The organism is Bacillus sp. FSL K6-1003, assembly GCF_037964945.1.
Lineage (GTDB): Bacteria > Bacillota > Bacilli > Bacillales > Bacillaceae > Bacillus > Bacillus mojavensis.
In genome coordinates this window covers 2,199,235-2,214,586 of sequence record NZ_CP150176.1, presented here as the reverse complement: position 1 = coordinate 2,214,586, position 15,352 = coordinate 2,199,235, and the positions used below count along the sequence as shown (strand labels likewise).

At 43.8% G+C, this 15,352-nt stretch carries 19 protein-coding genes; 18 read left to right on the top strand and 1 reads right to left on the bottom strand.

Features of this window, described 5'->3' with window-relative positions:
* Positions 1-253 precede the first annotated feature (253 nt).
* From NSU16_RS11140 to ypjB, 8 genes are all read left to right on the top strand, one after another.
* The gene (locus NSU16_RS11140) at positions 254-1,525 is read left to right on the top strand and encodes a tetratricopeptide repeat protein (RefSeq protein ID WP_326217932.1); all 1,272 of its coding nucleotides are present in this window, start codon (positions 254-256) and stop codon (positions 1,523-1,525) included.
* 69 nt (positions 1,526-1,594) lie between these two features.
* Positions 1,595-2,134 (top strand): ReoY family proteolytic degradation factor, encoded by a 540-nt coding sequence (locus NSU16_RS11135; RefSeq protein ID WP_003225551.1) that lies wholly within the window; start codon positions 1,595-1,597, stop codon positions 2,132-2,134.
* A 58-nt stretch (positions 2,135-2,192) separates the two neighbouring features.
* Positions 2,193-2,639: a YpiF family protein gene (locus tag NSU16_RS11130; protein ID WP_010334726.1), complete on the top strand. Its 447-nt coding sequence runs from the start codon at positions 2,193-2,195 to the stop codon at positions 2,637-2,639.
* Positions 2,640-2,780: 141 nt separating this feature from the next.
* Positions 2,781-3,284 (top strand): ubiquinol-cytochrome c reductase iron-sulfur subunit, encoded by a 504-nt coding sequence (locus tag NSU16_RS11125; RefSeq protein ID WP_010334725.1) that lies wholly within the window; start codon positions 2,781-2,783, stop codon positions 3,282-3,284.
* A gap of 1 nt (position 3,285) precedes the next feature.
* Complete coding sequence (gene qcrB, locus NSU16_RS11120) at positions 3,286-3,960, top strand: menaquinol-cytochrome c reductase cytochrome b subunit (protein ID WP_003225560.1); 675 nt, start codon at positions 3,286-3,288, stop codon at positions 3,958-3,960.
* A 32-nt stretch (positions 3,961-3,992) separates the two neighbouring features.
* Positions 3,993-4,760, top strand: coding sequence for a menaquinol-cytochrome c reductase cytochrome b/c subunit (locus tag NSU16_RS11115; RefSeq protein WP_010334724.1), 768 nt, complete (start codon positions 3,993-3,995; stop codon positions 4,758-4,760).
* A 110-nt stretch (positions 4,761-4,870) separates the two neighbouring features.
* Complete coding sequence (locus tag NSU16_RS11110; RefSeq protein ID WP_268449419.1) at positions 4,871-5,464, top strand: DUF1405 domain-containing protein; 594 nt, start codon at positions 4,871-4,873, stop codon at positions 5,462-5,464.
* A gap of 68 nt (positions 5,465-5,532) precedes the next feature.
* Entirely contained in the window at positions 5,533-6,327 is a 795-nt protein-coding gene (ypjB, locus tag NSU16_RS11105) for a sporulation protein YpjB (RefSeq protein ID WP_339176947.1), read from the top strand.
* Between the two features lie 43 nt (positions 6,328-6,370).
* Here the strand turns inward: ypjB and NSU16_RS11100 are convergent, their stop codons facing one another.
* Complete coding sequence (locus NSU16_RS11100) at positions 6,371-7,243, bottom strand: YitT family protein (protein ID WP_010334721.1); 873 nt, start codon at positions 7,241-7,243, stop codon at positions 6,371-6,373.
* Between the two features lie 139 nt (positions 7,244-7,382).
* Here NSU16_RS11100 and NSU16_RS11095 point away from each other — a divergent pair, with 139 nt between their 5' ends.
* The 10 genes from NSU16_RS11095 (at position 7,383) to panD (ending at position 15,283) form a co-directional block, all read left to right on the top strand.
* Complete coding sequence (locus tag NSU16_RS11095) at positions 7,383-7,718, top strand: nucleotide pyrophosphohydrolase (protein WP_004398044.1); 336 nt, start codon at positions 7,383-7,385, stop codon at positions 7,716-7,718.
* 11 nt (positions 7,719-7,729) lie between these two features.
* Positions 7,730-8,533 carry a 4-hydroxy-tetrahydrodipicolinate reductase gene (gene dapB / locus NSU16_RS11090; protein ID WP_168748117.1) on the top strand — a complete coding sequence of 268 codons (804 nt, stop codon included), beginning with the start codon at positions 7,730-7,732 and terminating at the stop codon, positions 8,531-8,533.
* 15 nt (positions 8,534-8,548) lie between these two features.
* Positions 8,549-8,962, top strand: a complete 414-nt coding sequence (gene mgsA, locus NSU16_RS11085) for a methylglyoxal synthase (protein WP_010334719.1) — start codon at positions 8,549-8,551, stop codon at positions 8,960-8,962.
* The gene (gene bshB1 / locus NSU16_RS11080) at positions 8,955-9,665 is read left to right on the top strand and encodes a bacillithiol biosynthesis deacetylase BshB1 (RefSeq protein ID WP_168748116.1); all 711 of its coding nucleotides are present in this window, start codon (positions 8,955-8,957) and stop codon (positions 9,663-9,665) included. Before mgsA ends, bshB1 begins: the two co-directional genes overlap by 8 nt.
* Positions 9,662-10,795: an N-acetyl-alpha-D-glucosaminyl L-malate synthase BshA gene (gene bshA / locus NSU16_RS11075; RefSeq protein ID WP_168748115.1), complete on the top strand. Its 1,134-nt coding sequence runs from the start codon at positions 9,662-9,664 to the stop codon at positions 10,793-10,795. Before bshB1 ends, bshA begins: the two co-directional genes overlap by 4 nt.
* 4 nt (positions 10,796-10,799) lie before the next feature.
* The gene (locus NSU16_RS11070) at positions 10,800-11,993 is read left to right on the top strand and encodes a CCA tRNA nucleotidyltransferase (RefSeq protein ID WP_286058383.1); all 1,194 of its coding nucleotides are present in this window, start codon (positions 10,800-10,802) and stop codon (positions 11,991-11,993) included.
* Positions 11,978-12,961, top strand: a complete 984-nt coding sequence (locus NSU16_RS11065) for a biotin--[acetyl-CoA-carboxylase] ligase (protein ID WP_101860376.1) — start codon at positions 11,978-11,980, stop codon at positions 12,959-12,961. Before NSU16_RS11070 ends, NSU16_RS11065 begins: the two co-directional genes overlap by 16 nt.
* Before the next feature lie 240 nt (positions 12,962-13,201).
* On the top strand, positions 13,202-14,035 hold the full coding sequence (panB, locus tag NSU16_RS11060) for a 3-methyl-2-oxobutanoate hydroxymethyltransferase (RefSeq protein ID WP_010334716.1): 834 nt from the start codon (positions 13,202-13,204) through the stop codon (positions 14,033-14,035).
* 1 nt (position 14,036) lies between these two features.
* Positions 14,037-14,897, top strand: coding sequence for a pantoate--beta-alanine ligase (panC, locus tag NSU16_RS11055; protein ID WP_339190832.1), 861 nt, complete (start codon positions 14,037-14,039; stop codon positions 14,895-14,897).
* Positions 14,898-14,899: 2 nt separating this feature from the next.
* Complete coding sequence (gene panD, locus NSU16_RS11050; protein ID WP_168749453.1) at positions 14,900-15,283, top strand: aspartate 1-decarboxylase; 384 nt, start codon at positions 14,900-14,902, stop codon at positions 15,281-15,283.
* Positions 15,284-15,352: the final 69 nt, after the last annotated feature.

The following is a 15,352-nucleotide window of genomic DNA, read 5'->3' as shown; positions in this document are numbered from 1 at the left end:
GAGGGAGGGGGCTTTACTTACAAGTCGGCAGGTCAAAGGCTGCTTTACTGTAATAGAGGGCTATCTTCCTTTTTTTATTTGCTATCGCAGGATCTTTTGATAAACTAATAAGACTCAGAAATTCCTTGACGTACAGTGTAAGCATCTTATTTGCCGAGGGCTTTTCACCTGAATTATGATAGGATTAACCCCTGAACAAATAAGACTTTTATGTATGGTTGATGTTGTTAGGAAAAGAAAGGACCGGTCCGATTTGAATACATTAATTCAAGAAGCCATAAAATTAGTTGAAGCAGGAGAAACAGAAAAGGGACTCAACACCCTCTCGAAGGCCGAAACACAGCTTCATGATGAAGATAAAGCCATCGCAGCACAGCTTTATTACGAGTGGGGAAATGTAGAGAAAGCGATCTCACTGATCAGTGATTTGCATGATCTATATCCGAATGAAACAGAACTGACGAATTTTTATGCTGAACTTTTAATAGATATTGACGAAGAAGAAAAAGCGCTGGCTGTGCTGGAAACGATCCCGGAATCAGACCCATCTTATCCGGAAAGCCTGCTGCTCATGGCTGATCTTTATCAGATGCAGGGACTGTTCGAAGTAAGTGAGCAAAAGCTTTTACAGGCAAAGTCTATTCTTGAAAATGAACCAATCATTGATTTTGCGTTAGGCGAGCTTTACTTTACGCAAGGAGCCTATGCAAAAGCTGTTCAATATTTTAAAAGAACGGCTGGGGAGCAGAGTGAGATCGGAGGCGTTAATGTCCACCAAAGGCTGGCAGAATCGCTAAGTGCATCAGGAGATTTTGAGGAGGCCATTCCGTGGTATGAAAAAGCTGTAGATGAAAATCCTGACCCTAATACAATTTTCGGCTATGGATTTACAGCCTCACAGGCCGGACTGATCAAAACGGCTATTAAACAGCTGTCCGATTTAAAAGAGCTTGATCCATCCTATTCATCACTTTATATGCCGCTTTCAAAAAGCTATGAGGCTGAAGGGATGTATGAAGAGGCATTAAATACGGCAAAAGAGGGTATCAGATATGATGAATACAACAAAGAGCTTTTCCTCTATGCCGCAAAGATGGCGTTAAAGATCGGGAAATCAGAAGACGGGAAACAACTTCTTCAGGAAGCGCTTGCTCTTGATCCTGGCTTCGTCGAAGCACTTCATACTCTCCTTGCTGTGTATCACAAGGAAGAGGATTATGAGCAAATTATTGATCTAATTCAAGAGGTGCGCGGCTACGGGGAAGAAGATCCGAAATACAATTGGTATCTGGCCAGCGCTTACACCGAATTAGAGCAGTACGAAGAAGCAAAACAATCCTTTGAAGCTGCTTTTCTTCACTATCGTGAGGACAGAGATTTCTTATACGAATACGCAACCTTTTTATTAGAAGAAGGCCTTCAACAAGAAGCGCTGCCGCTATTGAAAAAGGTACTCGAAATAGACGGAGCAAATGAAGAGCTGGAAGAAATAATCTTGCGGATCGAGGATGAATTTTCGAGATAAGCAGGAATTTAAACCGCTTATGTGGAACATATAAGTATAGATTATACGATCGATAGAGGAGGGAATTACATGCAGACCCCTGTTTCTGTCAATGAGAAAAAGGATTTTATCCGTTGGTTTTTAAACCATTATCAGCTAAAACGCAGAGAGTGCGTATGGATCTTGAACTACTTAATGAGCCACGATTCTTTAATGGAAAAGGTTCATTTTGTGGAGCAGGCAGAATTTTGCCCGAGAGGCATTATAATGTCAACACATTGTGTTGAAGAAGTTCCGTTTCGGTTTTATAAAGAGAATGTCATGACAACCGACGCGGAAAAATCTTTTCATGATATTAGATTAAATAAACAGCAGGATTTGTTTATCCAGCTTAATTTCCGTTCAGCCTACAGTTCTCCTGAGTATGCGGCGGTGCTGGAGTCCAACCCTCACATTCCGAAAGATCTGTTTGAAAACAAAAAAGATCAGGGGCTGGCTGAACAAATCCTGGAGCACGCCATTTCTACATTCCAAAGAGAAAAATTATTAAAAGACATTGACGATGCGCTTGATCGTCATGATAAAGAAGCATTTGAACAATTATCGCGCCAATTGAATCAGCTCACATAACATGACCAGCCTTGCAGCGTAATGCAAGGCTTGTTGTCGTAAAAAGGGGAGAACGATGATGAGGTGGAAAATGCCTGATGCCAAGGACTACTTACAATCTAAAGATTACATTGATACCGCTGTCATACCATTAATTAACATTAAAATGGGGAGCCAAATAAAAATAGCGGCAGAGAGAGGCGAATTTACGCAGCTTCTTGCGGAAGAATTGGAAAGGCAGTTAAAAGGACGGGTATATTTATTGCCTGCTTATACATATGTTGATAGAAATGAAAATACCGTTCAAGGGCTGAAAGATTTACAGGAGGAGGTCAAATCAGATTTTCAGCATGTTCTATTGCTGACAGCTGATGATCATTGGAGAAGCGAAGAGTCATTAGGGAAAATTATTGTTGCGCCTTCTGTACCGTTAGAGCACTTAAATGACTCCCTAAAAAGAAAAATATTAGATGAACGCACAGCTGAAATTTTGAACGTTTTGTTACAGTTATGGAACGCTTCGTAAAAACACTTACATTTCCTCATAAACAATATTTTGGCTATATTGACCTTGCTGAGAGATTCATATATTATGAGGGTGTCTAGAGTTATGAAATATTTTCTATTTTAGTCAGTTTGCAGGGTTGACCTTGAGGGGGGAGAAGAGATGGGCGGAAGACATGATATATCGAGACGTCAATTTTTAAATTATACGCTAACAGGCGTAGGGGGGTTTATGGCGGCTAGTATGCTCATGCCTATGGTTCGCTTTGCACTCGACCCGGTATTAAAATCGACAGGAAAGCAGGACATGGTTCAGGTTGTCAGCGTAGATGAGCTGACGAAAGAGCCGCAGCGCTTTGATTTCAAAATTAATCAAGTCGATGCCTGGTATGAGTCGGAAGAATCGAGATCAGCTTGGGTTTTCAAAAATGGGGATGAGATTGTAGCACTTTCACCAATTTGCAAGCATTTGGGGTGTACGGTGAACTGGAACAGCGATCCTAAAAACCCGAATAAATTTTTCTGTCCTTGCCACTACGGACTCTATGAAAAAGACGGCACCAATGTCCCTGGCACGCCGCCGCTTGCGCCTCTTGATCATTACGAGCAAGAAGTTAAAGACGGCTTCCTGTATCTTGGAAAAGCAAAGCCTAAGGGGGAAGGGTGACATGCTGAACAAAATTTATGACTGGGTAGATGAACGGCTTGATATTACACCGATGTGGAGGGATATTGCCGATCACGAAGTGCCGGAACATGTGAATCCCGCCCATCATTTCTCTGCGTTTGTGTACTGCTTTGGGGGACTGACGTTTTTTGTAACCGTTATCCAAGTGTTGTCCGGGATGTTTTTAACGATGTATTATGTGCCTGATATTAAAAATGCTTGGGAATCGGTATATTATTTGCAAAATGAAGTCGCATTCGGCCAGATTGTCAGGGGGATGCACCATTGGGGCGCCAGCTTGGTCATTGTGATGATGTTTTTACATACGCTAAGGGTCTTTTTCCAAGGGGCGTATAAAAAGCCGCGGGAACTGAACTGGATAGTCGGTGTGTTAATCTTTTTTGTTATGCTCGGGCTTGGGTTTACAGGCTACTTGCTTCCTTGGGATATGAAGGCTCTGTTTGCCACAAAAGTTGGACTGCAGATCGCTGAAGCCACTCCTTTAATCGGGACGCAAGTCAAAACACTCCTGGCAGGGCATCCGGATATTGTAGGCGCCCAAACGCTGACTAGGTTTTTTGCGATCCATGTATTCTTTCTTCCTGCCGCATTGTTTGGATTGATGGCCGCACACTTTATTATGATCCGCAAGCAGGGAATTTCAGGACCGCTTTAAACTTGATCTGCGAATAAAAGGGAGGGGATGACATGCACCGGGGCAAAGGGATGAAATTTGTAGGAGACTCAAGGATACCGGCTGAGAAAAAGCCGAATATACCGAAGGATTACTCAGAGTATCCCGGTAAAACAGAAGCCTTCTGGCCAAATTTCTTATTAAAGGAATGGATGGTCGGAGCTGTCTTTCTGATCGGTTTTCTTGTTTTGACGATTGTACACCAGCCGCCTTTGGAGCGGATGGCGGACCCGACTGATACAGGTTATATTCCGCTGCCGGACTGGTATTTTCTTTTCTTATATCAGCTTTTGAAATATGAATACGCCGCAGGGAGTTTTACGGTGGTCGGCGCTATGATTATGCCGGGGATCGCCTTTGGTGCTCTGCTTTTGGCGCCATTTCTCGACAGGGGAACGGAAAGAAGGCCTTGGAAGCGTCCTGTGGCTGTGGGGATGATGCTCTTAGCTATTTCCGCGGCTGTATTTTTGACTTGGCAGTCTGTAGCCACTCACGATTGGGCAAAGGCGGAGGAGCAGGGGAAAATCACAAAAGAAGCGGATATCGATACCAGTGCCGAAGGATATAAAATTTTTCAGGAGCAGGGCTGTATTTCATGTCACGGGGATAATCTTCAAGGCGGAGCGGCTGGGCCTTCATTGGTAGACACCGGACTGAAGCCGGAAGAAATCAAAAAGATCGCCGTTGAAGGAAAAGGCCAAATGCCGGCAGGTGTGTTCAAAGGAAATGATAAGCAGCTTGAAGAACTTGCGAAATTCATTTCCGAAACAACCGCAAAATAACGTATTGTGAATTGCGAGATGGAAGGATATACTTTTATTATCAAAAGCTGACCAGGCGTCAGCTTTTTTATATGGACACATTATTTTTACAGACTGAGAGTTGATTTGATGTGAAATGGTTTCAATATGTATTAGGACAGCGAACGATGCTTATTCTTGTCTTAGCCATCAATTTTCTGGGGACGGTTTACGGCTACTATTGGTACTTGCCTCAGCTTTTAGAGACGCCGGCCCGTTTCCTCATCTTTGTTCCGGACAGTCCGACAGCAACGTTTTTCTTCTTGTTTGTGCTGCTGGCCTTTCTCATGAAGCGGAATGCTCCGCTTTTTGAAGCGCTTGCGTTAGTCACGCTCGTGAAATATGGCTTGTGGGCGGTCGTCATGAATATTCTCGTGCTGGCTGTAACGGGGGATTTGCCATGGGAAGGCTATATGCTGATTGCCTCGCATTTTGCTATGGCTGTCCAAGGAGTGCTGTACAGCCCGTATTTTCGGTTTTCATTATGGCATCTTGTTATAGCTGCGGTCTGGACGCTTCATAATGATGTCATTGATTACCTGTTTGGGATGATGCCTCAATACTCCATGCTTTCTGAATATATGACTGACATAGGATATGGAACGTTTTGGCTGAGCATCTTTTCAATCGGGCTTGCCTTCTATCTTGTCATATCGAAAAAGCAAACAAAGCTTCAACTGACGTAAAGACAATCTTGGTCTATCCTTGTCCTTTCCTTCATATTCTGTAAGGAGAGAGAGTGGGAGGGACCTGCATGAAACGAAAGCTGACGATCTGTTTGTTGATAGCTCTTATTTTTTATAATGGGAATGCCAAGGCTGAAGAGCGGGGAAGCCTCAAGGAATTGAATGATTTATCCGATACGGTTTTTCAAATGACCCGCCAATTGAAATATGAAGAGGCGCTACAAGTCTTATCGTATTTTGAAAAAACATTAAAATCCGCTGAAAAGCAGAAGCAAGACAGCATGTTAACCGGAGCCCAAATTCGCCAAATTACTTTGGGCTATAACGATATGGTACGGAGTTTGAAACAGGCTGATGCATCAGACACACAAAAGCTCAGAGCAGCCGCACAGTTCAGAATGCTGATGGATGCTGTTGACAATCAGTCTGATCCCCTTTGGGGGTCACTGGAGAAGCCGATTATGGAGGTCTTTGCCGCACTTAAGCAGGATGTCCAAAAAAATGAAAGTACGAGCTTTCATGAAAAGTGGAATGAATTTATCAGCTTGTATGATTTGATTTATCCAAGTCTTACAATCGATATATCAGAAGATCAGCTTGATACAGTCGGAAAACATATTGCAGTGATCGAGCAAGAGGGATTTCAGCAAATGACCGAGAGTACGAAGCTTGAACGGCTATCCCTACTCCAGAACGACCTGAAGAGTGTATTTGACAGGGTGGAAGAGGATGATGCAGATCCGTCTTTGTTATGGGTGATGATCACTACAGGAGGTATCATCATTACTGCACTTACTTATGTCGGTTACAGAAAATACAGAGCGGAAAAAAAGAAACTGAAAAAACGGGATTACCCAAAATGAGTAAGAGGGGCGGCGGAAGCCGCCTTCTGTCATCCAAAAAACATTAGCGCGGGAGCGGATTTTTATTTTCATCAAGTGTAAATCCTTCTCCAAGCACATCGTGTACATCGCTGACCGCGACAAAGGCATGAGGATCAATGGAGTTAATCACACTTTTTAGCATGACCAATTCGTTTTTCGGCACTACACAATACAGTACGTCTAGATCCTCTTTCGTGTAGGATCCCTGTCCTTTCAAAATGGTAACGCCCCGTTCCATTTCCTCAAGAATCTTCTTCTGAATCTGATCGTTTTTCGCAGAGATGATTGTTGCACCTTTAGCTGCATACCCGCCTTCCTGAGTAAAATCAATCAGTCTTGCCGCCACAAATACGGCAACCAATGTGTACATGGCTTCTTTGTAAGAGAGATAGGTAAGCAATGATAAAATGATCACGCAAGCATCAAAAGCAAACATCGTTCTGCCCATTGGTATCCCAAAATACTTATTGATCAAACGGGCAATGATATCAACCCCGCCCGTCGTCCCGCCGTACTTAAAAATAATGCCTAAGCCGGCTCCAATGAATACGCCGGCAAATAAAGCGGCAAGCGCAAGATCATGCTGAAGGGGCATATGTATTTCATATCGCTGAAAAATGCTGAGGAATAAAGACAGTGCTACAGTACCGACTAGTGTGTATACAAACATCGTCCTGCCCAGCAAACGCCAGCCGATAAAAAAGATCGGGATATTCAAAACCAGGTTTGAAATAGAAGGACTAATATGGAAAAGGGCATAAAGCAATAGTGTAATTCCCGTGAATCCACCCTCTGCCAGATTGTTTTGCATATTAAAATGAACCAGGCCAAATGAAAAAATTGCTGCACCGATTAAAATAAAAATTATGTTTTTTAATCTAATTTCTCCAAGCATCACACAAAACCCCTTTTCCTTCCATTAGATAGCGTTTATATTATAGTGGATGCAAAAGAAAACAGCAAACGTGCTTAAACATTTGTCAAACGTATCCGAATTAGCTAACATGTAAGAGGATGATAGGAGGTTTCGTGCAGTGAGTGATAAAACAATGAAAGATATACAGGCTGAGGTGGACCGCTATATCGGCCAATTTAAAGAAGGGTATTTCAGCCCGCTTGCCATGATGGCAAGATTAACCGAAGAACTGGGCGAGCTTGCAAGAGAAGTCAATCATCGTTATGGAGAAAAACCAAAAAAAGCGACTGAAGATGATAAAAGCATGGAAGAGGAAATGGGCGATGTGCTGTTTGTATTGGTTTGTTTAGCCAACTCTCTTGATATTTCATTGGAGGAAGCCCACGACCGAGTCATGCATAAATTTAATACTAGAGATAAAGACCGCTGGACAAGAAAAGAAGAAGGAAAGTAGAGGAGATCAAGATGTCAAACGAAACAATTAAAGTAGTCATTGCAGGACCGCGGGGAAGAATGGGGCAAGAAGCTGTTAAATTGGCTGAAAAAACACCTCATTTTGACCTGGTCGGAGCAGTAGACCATACATACGATCAGCGCAAATTATCTGATGTGATGGCTGTGGAGTCTGATGCTCTTATTTACACAGATATCCATGCCTGCTTTACAGAAACAACACCAGATGTATTAATTGATTTAACAACACCCGAAATCGGCAAAGTACATACAAAAGTTGCATTAGAACACGGTGTCCGTCCTGTAGTGGGCACTACCGGTTTCTCTGAAGCTGATTTGAAAGAACTTACAACTCTGACAGAAGAAAAAGGGATCGGGGCTATCATCGCTCCAAACTTTGCATTGGGTGCGGTACTCATGATGAAATTCTCAAAAATGGCTGCCAACTACTTCGATGATGTTGAGATTATTGAGCTGCACCATGATCAGAAGCTTGACGCGCCAAGCGGAACGGCTCTCAAAACAGCGGAAATGATTTCTGAAGTTCGAAAAGAAAAACAGCAAGGGCATCCAGATGAAAAAGAAATCCTCCCAGGAGCAAGAGGTGCGGAACTAAACGGAATCCGTCTGCACAGTGTTCGTCTTCCAGGGTTGATCGCCCATCAGGAAGTGATGTTCGGCATGGACGGCCAAACGCTGCAGATCCGTCACGATTCTTATAACCGTGCTTCCTTCATGTCCGGTGTAAAACTGTCTGTAGAACAAGTCATGAAGATTGATCAGCTTGTGTACGGATTGGAAAATATCATTGATTAGACAGGGGGATAAATGATGAAAATTGCTTTGATCGCGCATGACAAGAAAAAACAGGATATGATCCAATTTACAACCGCTTATCAAGAGATTTTGAGTCATCATGATCTATATGCAACGGGAACAACGGGATTGAAAATTCAAGAGGCGACCGGCCTTAAAATTCAGCGTTTTCAATCCGGCCCTTTAGGTGGAGACCAGCAAATCGGCGCGTTAATTGCCGCTAACGCACTTGACCTGGTTATCTTTTTGCGCGACCCGCTGACCGCACAGCCGCATGAACCGGATGTCTCGGCATTAATCCGTTTATGTGATGTTTATTCGATTCCGCTTGCCACCAATATGGGAACTGCAGAAATTCTTGTTCGCACACTAAATGAAGGCGTTTTTGAATTCCGCAATCTTCTTCGGGGAGAAGAACCTCATGTATAATGCTGACGTTCTTGCTTTTGGCGCTCATAGTGATGATGTCGAGATCGGTATGGGCGGTACAATAGCAAAGTTTGTCAAACAGGGAAAAAAAGCTGTGATATGTGATTTGACTGAAGCTGAGTTATCTTCGAACGGAACAGTCAGTTTGCGAAAAGAAGAAGCGGCCGAAGCAGCCCGTATATTAGGTGTGGACAAAAGAATTCAGTTGACGCTCCCTGACCGCGGGCTGATGAAGAGTGATGATGCGATTCGGGCGATTGTCACAATCATTAGAACCTGCCGGCCGAAAGCGGTGTTTATGCCATATAAAAAGGATCGTCATCCGGACCACGGCAATGCTGCCGCACTGGTTGAAGAAGCGATCTTTTCAGCAGGAATTCATAAATATAAGGATGAAAACAGCCTGCCTGCGCATAAAGTAAGTAAGGTCTACTATTATATGATAAATGGTTTTCATCAGCCTGATTTTGTTATTGATATCTCGGATACAATTGAGGATAAAAAGAAAAGCCTCAATGCCTACAAAAGCCAGTTTGTACCGTCACAAAATTCTGTTTCAACACCATTGACGAATGGTTATATCGAGATCGTTGAAGCAAGAGAAAAGCTGTTCGGCAAAGAAGCGGGTGTAGGGTACGCTGAGGGCTTCTTTTCCAATCGAATGCTGATGCTGGATCATGATGTGCTTGGGGGCGAACAATGAAAAAACTAAAAATAGGCATTACATGCTATCCGAGCGTCGGCGGCTCAGGTATCATTGCGACAGAACTCGGGAAACAGCTTGCTGAAAAGGGACATGAAATCCATTTTATAACATCAAGCATCCCGTTCAGATTAAATACATACCATCCTAATATTCACTTTCATGAAGTTGAAGTAAACCAATATGCCGTATTTAAATATCCGCCGTATGATTTAACATTGGCAAGCAAGATCGCTGAGGTTGCAGAACGGGAGAATTTAGACATCATCCACGCGCACTACGCTCTGCCGCATGCGGTTTGCGCTTATCTCGCAAAGCAGATGCTGAAACGGAATATCGGCATCGTGACAACTTTGCATGGAACGGATATTACAGTATTAGGCTACGACCCCTCTTTAAAAGATCTTATCCGTTTTGCGATAGAGGCTTCAGACAGGGTGACAGCGGTCTCATCAGCCCTTGCTGCTGAAACGTACGATTTAATTAAGCCGGAGAAAAAAATAGAAACGATTTATAATTTCATAGATGAACGTGTCTATCTTAAGAAAAACACAGCGGCCATTAAAGAGAAACATGGCATACTGCCGGATGAAAAAGTCGTGATCCATGTGTCCAACTTCAGAAAGGTCAAACGTGTGCAGGATGTCATCCGGGTGTTTCGCAATATAGCCGGCAAAACAAAAGCAAAACTGCTCTTAGTCGGAGACGGCCCTGAAAAATCAGTCGCCTGTGAGCTTGTCAGAAAATACGGGCTGGAAAAACAAGTGCTGATGCTTGGAAATCAAGACCGTGTAGAGGAGCTTTATTCAATCAGTGATTTGAAGCTGCTGCTGTCTGAAAAAGAGAGTTTTGGCCTTGTCCTGCTTGAAGCGATGGCATGCGGAGTACCTTGCATCGGAACGAATATTGGCGGTATCCCTGAGGTGATAAAAAACAATGTGAGCGGGTTTTTGGTGGATGTCGGCGATGTCGAAGCCGCTTCAGCCAAAGCGGTTCGCATTTTAGAAGACGAACAGCTGAGCAAGCAGTTTACCGAAGCGGCCATGGAAATGCTCAATAATGAATTTTCGTCACAAAAGATTGTCAGCCAGTATGAACAGATATATGCCGATTTAGCAGAACCGGAGTGATGACATGGAACAAGATTTTATCAAAGCACTTCCCGTGCTCCGCACATTAATTGAAGCAGGCCACCAAGCTTACTTTGTCGGAGGCGCAGTTCGTGACAGCTATATGAAACGAACAATTGGAGATGTCGATATTGCGACAGATGCGGCACCGGACCAAGTAGAACGGCTTTTTAAGCGGACGGTTGATGTCGGCAAAGAGCACGGAACAATTATTGTGCTCTGGGAAGATGATACCTATGAAGTCACTACATTCCGGACTGAATCAGATTATGAAGATTACAGAAGGCCGTCAGAAGTACACTTTATTACATCATTAGAAGAGGATTTAAAACGCAGGGATTTAACGATTAATGCGATGGCTATGACAGCTGACGGTCAAGTTCTTGATTATTTTGGCGGAAAGAAAGACATAGATCAGCAGCTGATTCGAACGGTTGGAAAACCGGAGGACCGGTTTCAGGAGGATGCGCTTCGCATGCTGAGAGCGGTGCGATTTATGAGCCAGCTCGGATTTACGCTTTCGAAGGAAACAGAAGAAGCGATCATAAAAGAGAAAACACTTCTGTCACATGTATCAGTCGAACGAAAAACAATAGAGTTCGAGAAGCTTTTACTGGGAAAAGCGTCCCGAGAGGCCATTCAAATGCTTGTACATACGGGGCTTTATAAAGAACTGCCCGGTTTTTATCACAAACGAGAGAACCTGCTTACGGCGAGCGAGTTTCCGTTTTCTTTTCTCACTTCTCGTGAGGAACTGTGGGCAGCACTTTTAATTGATCTTCAGATAGAATTGAAAGATGCGATGCTTTTCCTGAAAGCCTGGAAGCTTCCTGGAAAAGTGATGAAGGAAGCCGCTCACATTGCCGACACGTTTGGCCAGAGCCTTGACGCTATGTCTATGTACAAGGCTGGTGAAAAAGCGCTTTTATCCGCGGTCAAAATATCAATGCTCCGGCAAACCAAGCAGCTGAACGGTGAGAGACTGAAGGAAGTCCGAGAAGCTTATCAAAGCCTGCCCATCAAAAGCTTGAAGGATCTTGCCATCACAGGGCGGGATTTACTTGCACTGCGAAACCAGCCCGCTGGAAAATGGGTGTCTGAAGAATTACAGCGGATAGAGCAGGCTGTTGTAACGGGAAAGCTCTCCAATCAGAAGAAACACATAGAGGAGTGGCTGAAAACATGCGATCAACCTTAAGAAACGATCTTATTGAATTATTTTCTCAGGCCGGAAGCGAGTTTATTTCCGGCCAAAAAATCAGTGATGCTCTCGGATGTTCGAGAACAGCTGTATGGAAGCATATTGAGGAGCTTCGCAAAGAAGGCTATGAAGTGGAAGCTGTCAGAAGAAAAGGGTATCGGCTCATCAAAAAGCCTGGAAAACTCAGTGAAAGTGAAATTCGTTTTGGGCTGAAAACAGAAGTGATGGGGCAGCATCTTTTTTATCATGACGTCCTTTCATCCACTCAAAAAAAGGCTCATGAGCTTGCTAATGATAACGCGCCGGAGGGCACTCTCGTTGTCGCGGATAAACAAACAGCCGGCAGAGGGAGGATGTCAAGGGTGTGGCATTCTCAAGAAGGAACAGGCATCTGGATGAGTCTGATTTTGCGTCCAGACATTCCGCTTCAAAAAACACCGCAGCTTACGCTTCTTGCTGCGGTAGCTGTTGTGCAAGGAATAGAGGAGGCAACAGGCCTTCAAACGGATATTAAATGGCCTAATGATATATTAATTCACGGAAAAAAAGCAGTGGGCATTTTAACTGAAATGCAGGCGGAAGAAGACCGTGTCCGTTCAGTCATTATCGGTACAGGCATAAACGTTAATCAAGAGGCCGGCGATTTTCCCGAGGAGCTTAAGGAAATCGCGACGAGCCTTAGCTTGGCAGCCGGGGAAAAAATAGATCGGGCGAGCGTTATGCAGCATATTTTGCTTTCTTTTGAAAAACGGTACCGCGACTATTTGACGCATGGTTTCACGCCAATTAAGCTTCTGTGGGAAAGCTATGCGCTTGGAATCGGCAGTGAATTAAGAGCAAGAACGCTAAACGGAACATTTTATGGGAAAGCCTTAGGAATAGACGAAGAGGGTGTTCTTCTTTTAGAAACGAAGGAAGGCATAAAAAAAATCTATTCGGCAGATATCGAAATGAGTTCATTGTAGTTGGTACAACCCTGTTGATTTTGATATACTTCCATTGGGCAGTATCGCCTGCGAACTGCACCTATTCATAAAAAATAGATAGACATTGTAGCAGTCTGCCTTGATCCAAAAAGGACTGGGACAGAGGGATGAAACTCGCCGAACTTTAGAAAGTGAAGAATCCTTCTCGTGTAGCGGAAGGTTTTTTGGCTTGGATAAGAAACGGCAGCTCATCTCCTCTAAAAATGAGGAGGAGAAAAAGTGAAAACAAAACTTGATTTCTTAAAAATGAAAGAGAATGAAGAACCGATTGTCATGCTGACGGCTTACGATTATCCGGCAGCAAAGCTTGCTGAACAAGCGGGAGTGGATATGATTTTAGTCGGCGATTCACTAGGAATGGTCGTGCTAGGCCTTGATTCAACTGTCGGCGTGACAGTTGCGGATATGATCCATCATACGAAAGCGGTCAAAAGAGGTGCGCCAAATACATTTATCGTAACCGACATGCCGTTTATGTCCTACCACTTGTCTAAAGAGGATACGCTGAAAAATGCCGCAGCTATCGTTCAGGAAAGCGGAGCTGACGCGCTGAAGCTGGAGGGCGGTGAAGGGGTGTTTGAATCCATCCGCGCCTTGACGCTCGGTGGCATTCCTGTTGTGAGTCATTTAGGGCTGACACCGCAATCAGTCGGTGTATTAGGCGGATATAAAGTCCAGGGCAAAGATGAACAAAGCGCAAAGAAATTAATAGAAGACAGTATAAAATGTGAGGAAGCGGGAGCCATGATGCTTGTGCTTGAATGTGTGCCTGCAGAACTCACGGCAAAAATCGCAGAGACATTAACCATCCCTGTCATTGGAATCGGAGCTGGTGTAAAAGCGGACGGACAGGTTCTTGTTTATCATGATATTATCGGTCATGGTGTTGTTAGAACACCTAAATTTGTGAAACAATATACGCAAATTGACGGCACTATAGAAACAGCAATCAGTGGATATGTCCATGATGTAAGACGTCGTGCTTTCCCTGAACAAAAGCATTCCTTTCAGATGAATCAGTCAGTCCTGGAAGGCTTGTACGGAGGAAAATAAGATGAAGCAGATTACAGATATCTCACAGCTGAAAGAAATCATTACACAATATCAGTCAGAAGGCAAAACAATCGGATTTGTTCCGACGATGGGATTTCTTCATGAAGGGCATTTAACCTTGGCAGACAAAGCCAGACAAGAAAATGACGCCGTCGTGATGAGTATTTTTGTAAATCCGACGCAATTCGGTCCCGGTGAGGATTTTGAAGCGTATCCGCGCGATCTGGAACGTGATGCCGCCCATGCGGAAAACATCGGCGTGGATATTCTTTTTACCCCTGATGTCAGTGACATGTATCCCGGTGAAAAAAATGTAACGATACATGTTGAGAGACGTACAGATGTTTTATGCGGGCGTTCAAGAGAAGGACATTTTGACGGAGTTGCCATCGTGCTGACGAAGCTGTTCAACCTTGTTAAACCGACACGCGCTTATTTTGGTTTAAAGGATGCACAGCAGGTGGCAGTTGTTGATGGTTTAATCAGTGATTTCTTCATGGATATTGAACTGGTTGCTGTAGATACGGTCAGAGAGAAAGACGGGTTAGCTAAAAGCTCCCGGAATGTGTATTTAACGGCTGAGGAAAGAAGAGAAGCACCTAAGCTTTACCAAGCCCTTCAGACGAGTGCCGAGCTGATCAGAGCAGGTGAGAGAAATCCTGAAGCGGTCATCAAAGCTGCAAAAGACATCATTGAAACGACAAGCGGCAACATTGATTATGTTGAGCTTTATTCCTATCCGGAGCTTGAGCCTGTGAACAAGGTGGAAGGAAAGATTATTCTGGCTGTAGCAGTTGCATTTACAAAAGCGCGTTTAATAGACAATATCATTATTGATATTCGAGAAATGGAGAGAATATAATGATGTATCGCACGATGATGAGCGGAAAGCTTCATAGGGCAACGGTTACAGAAGCAAATCTTAACTATGTGGGCAGCATTACAATTGATGAAGATCTTATTGATGCGGTAGGAATGCTTCCTAATGAAAAAGTGCAAATTGTGAATAATAACAATGGAGCACGCCTGGAAACATACATTATTCCCGGTCAGCGCGGGAGCGGAGTCATCTGTTTAAACGGAGCTGCTGCACGCCTTGTACAGAAAGGCGATAAGGTGATTATTATTTCCTACAAAATGATGTCTGATCAAGAAGCGGCAAAACATCAGCCGAAAGTTGCCGTTTTGAATGACCAAAACAAAATTGAACAAATGCTTGGACAAGAACCTGCCAGCACCATTTTGTAGATATACCGCCCCCTTTACCGGGGGTTTTCTTTTAAGATTTTCAGCGTAAAACGGTTTTGCCGCTCCATT

Bases quoted from the DNA above. Each gene is read 5' to 3' on its own strand.
- bshB1 (WP_168748116.1), top strand. From the start codon at position 8,955: ATGTATAATGCTGACGTTCTTGCTTTTGGCGCTCATAGTGATGATGTC.
- NSU16_RS11125 (WP_010334725.1), top strand. From the start codon at position 2,781: ATGGGCGGAAGACATGATATATCGAGACGTCAATTTTTAAATTATACG.
- NSU16_RS11070 (WP_286058383.1), top strand. From the start codon at position 10,800: ATGGAACAAGATTTTATCAAAGCACTTCCCGTGCTCCGCACATTAATT.
- qcrB (WP_003225560.1), top strand. From the start codon at position 3,286: ATGCTGAACAAAATTTATGACTGGGTAGATGAACGGCTTGATATTACA.
- NSU16_RS11135 (WP_003225551.1), top strand. From the start codon at position 1,595: ATGCAGACCCCTGTTTCTGTCAATGAGAAAAAGGATTTTATCCGTTGG.
- bshA (WP_168748115.1), top strand. From the start codon at position 9,662: ATGAAAAAACTAAAAATAGGCATTACATGCTATCCGAGCGTCGGCGGC.
- panD (WP_168749453.1), top strand. From the start codon at position 14,900: ATGTATCGCACGATGATGAGCGGAAAGCTTCATAGGGCAACGGTTACA.
- ypjB (WP_339176947.1), top strand. From the start codon at position 5,533: ATGAAACGAAAGCTGACGATCTGTTTGTTGATAGCTCTTATTTTTTAT.
- panC (WP_339190832.1), top strand. From the start codon at position 14,037: ATGAAGCAGATTACAGATATCTCACAGCTGAAAGAAATCATTACACAA.
- NSU16_RS11115 (WP_010334724.1), top strand. From the start codon at position 3,993: ATGCACCGGGGCAAAGGGATGAAATTTGTAGGAGACTCAAGGATACCG.
- mgsA (WP_010334719.1), top strand. From the start codon at position 8,549: ATGAAAATTGCTTTGATCGCGCATGACAAGAAAAAACAGGATATGATC.
- NSU16_RS11130 (WP_010334726.1), top strand. From the start codon at position 2,193: ATGAGGTGGAAAATGCCTGATGCCAAGGACTACTTACAATCTAAAGAT.
- dapB (WP_168748117.1), top strand. From the start codon at position 7,730: ATGTCAAACGAAACAATTAAAGTAGTCATTGCAGGACCGCGGGGAAGA.
- NSU16_RS11100 (WP_010334721.1), bottom strand. From the start codon at position 7,243: ATGCTTGGAGAAATTAGATTAAAAAACATAATTTTTATTTTAATCGGT.
- NSU16_RS11065 (WP_101860376.1), top strand. From the start codon at position 11,978: ATGCGATCAACCTTAAGAAACGATCTTATTGAATTATTTTCTCAGGCC.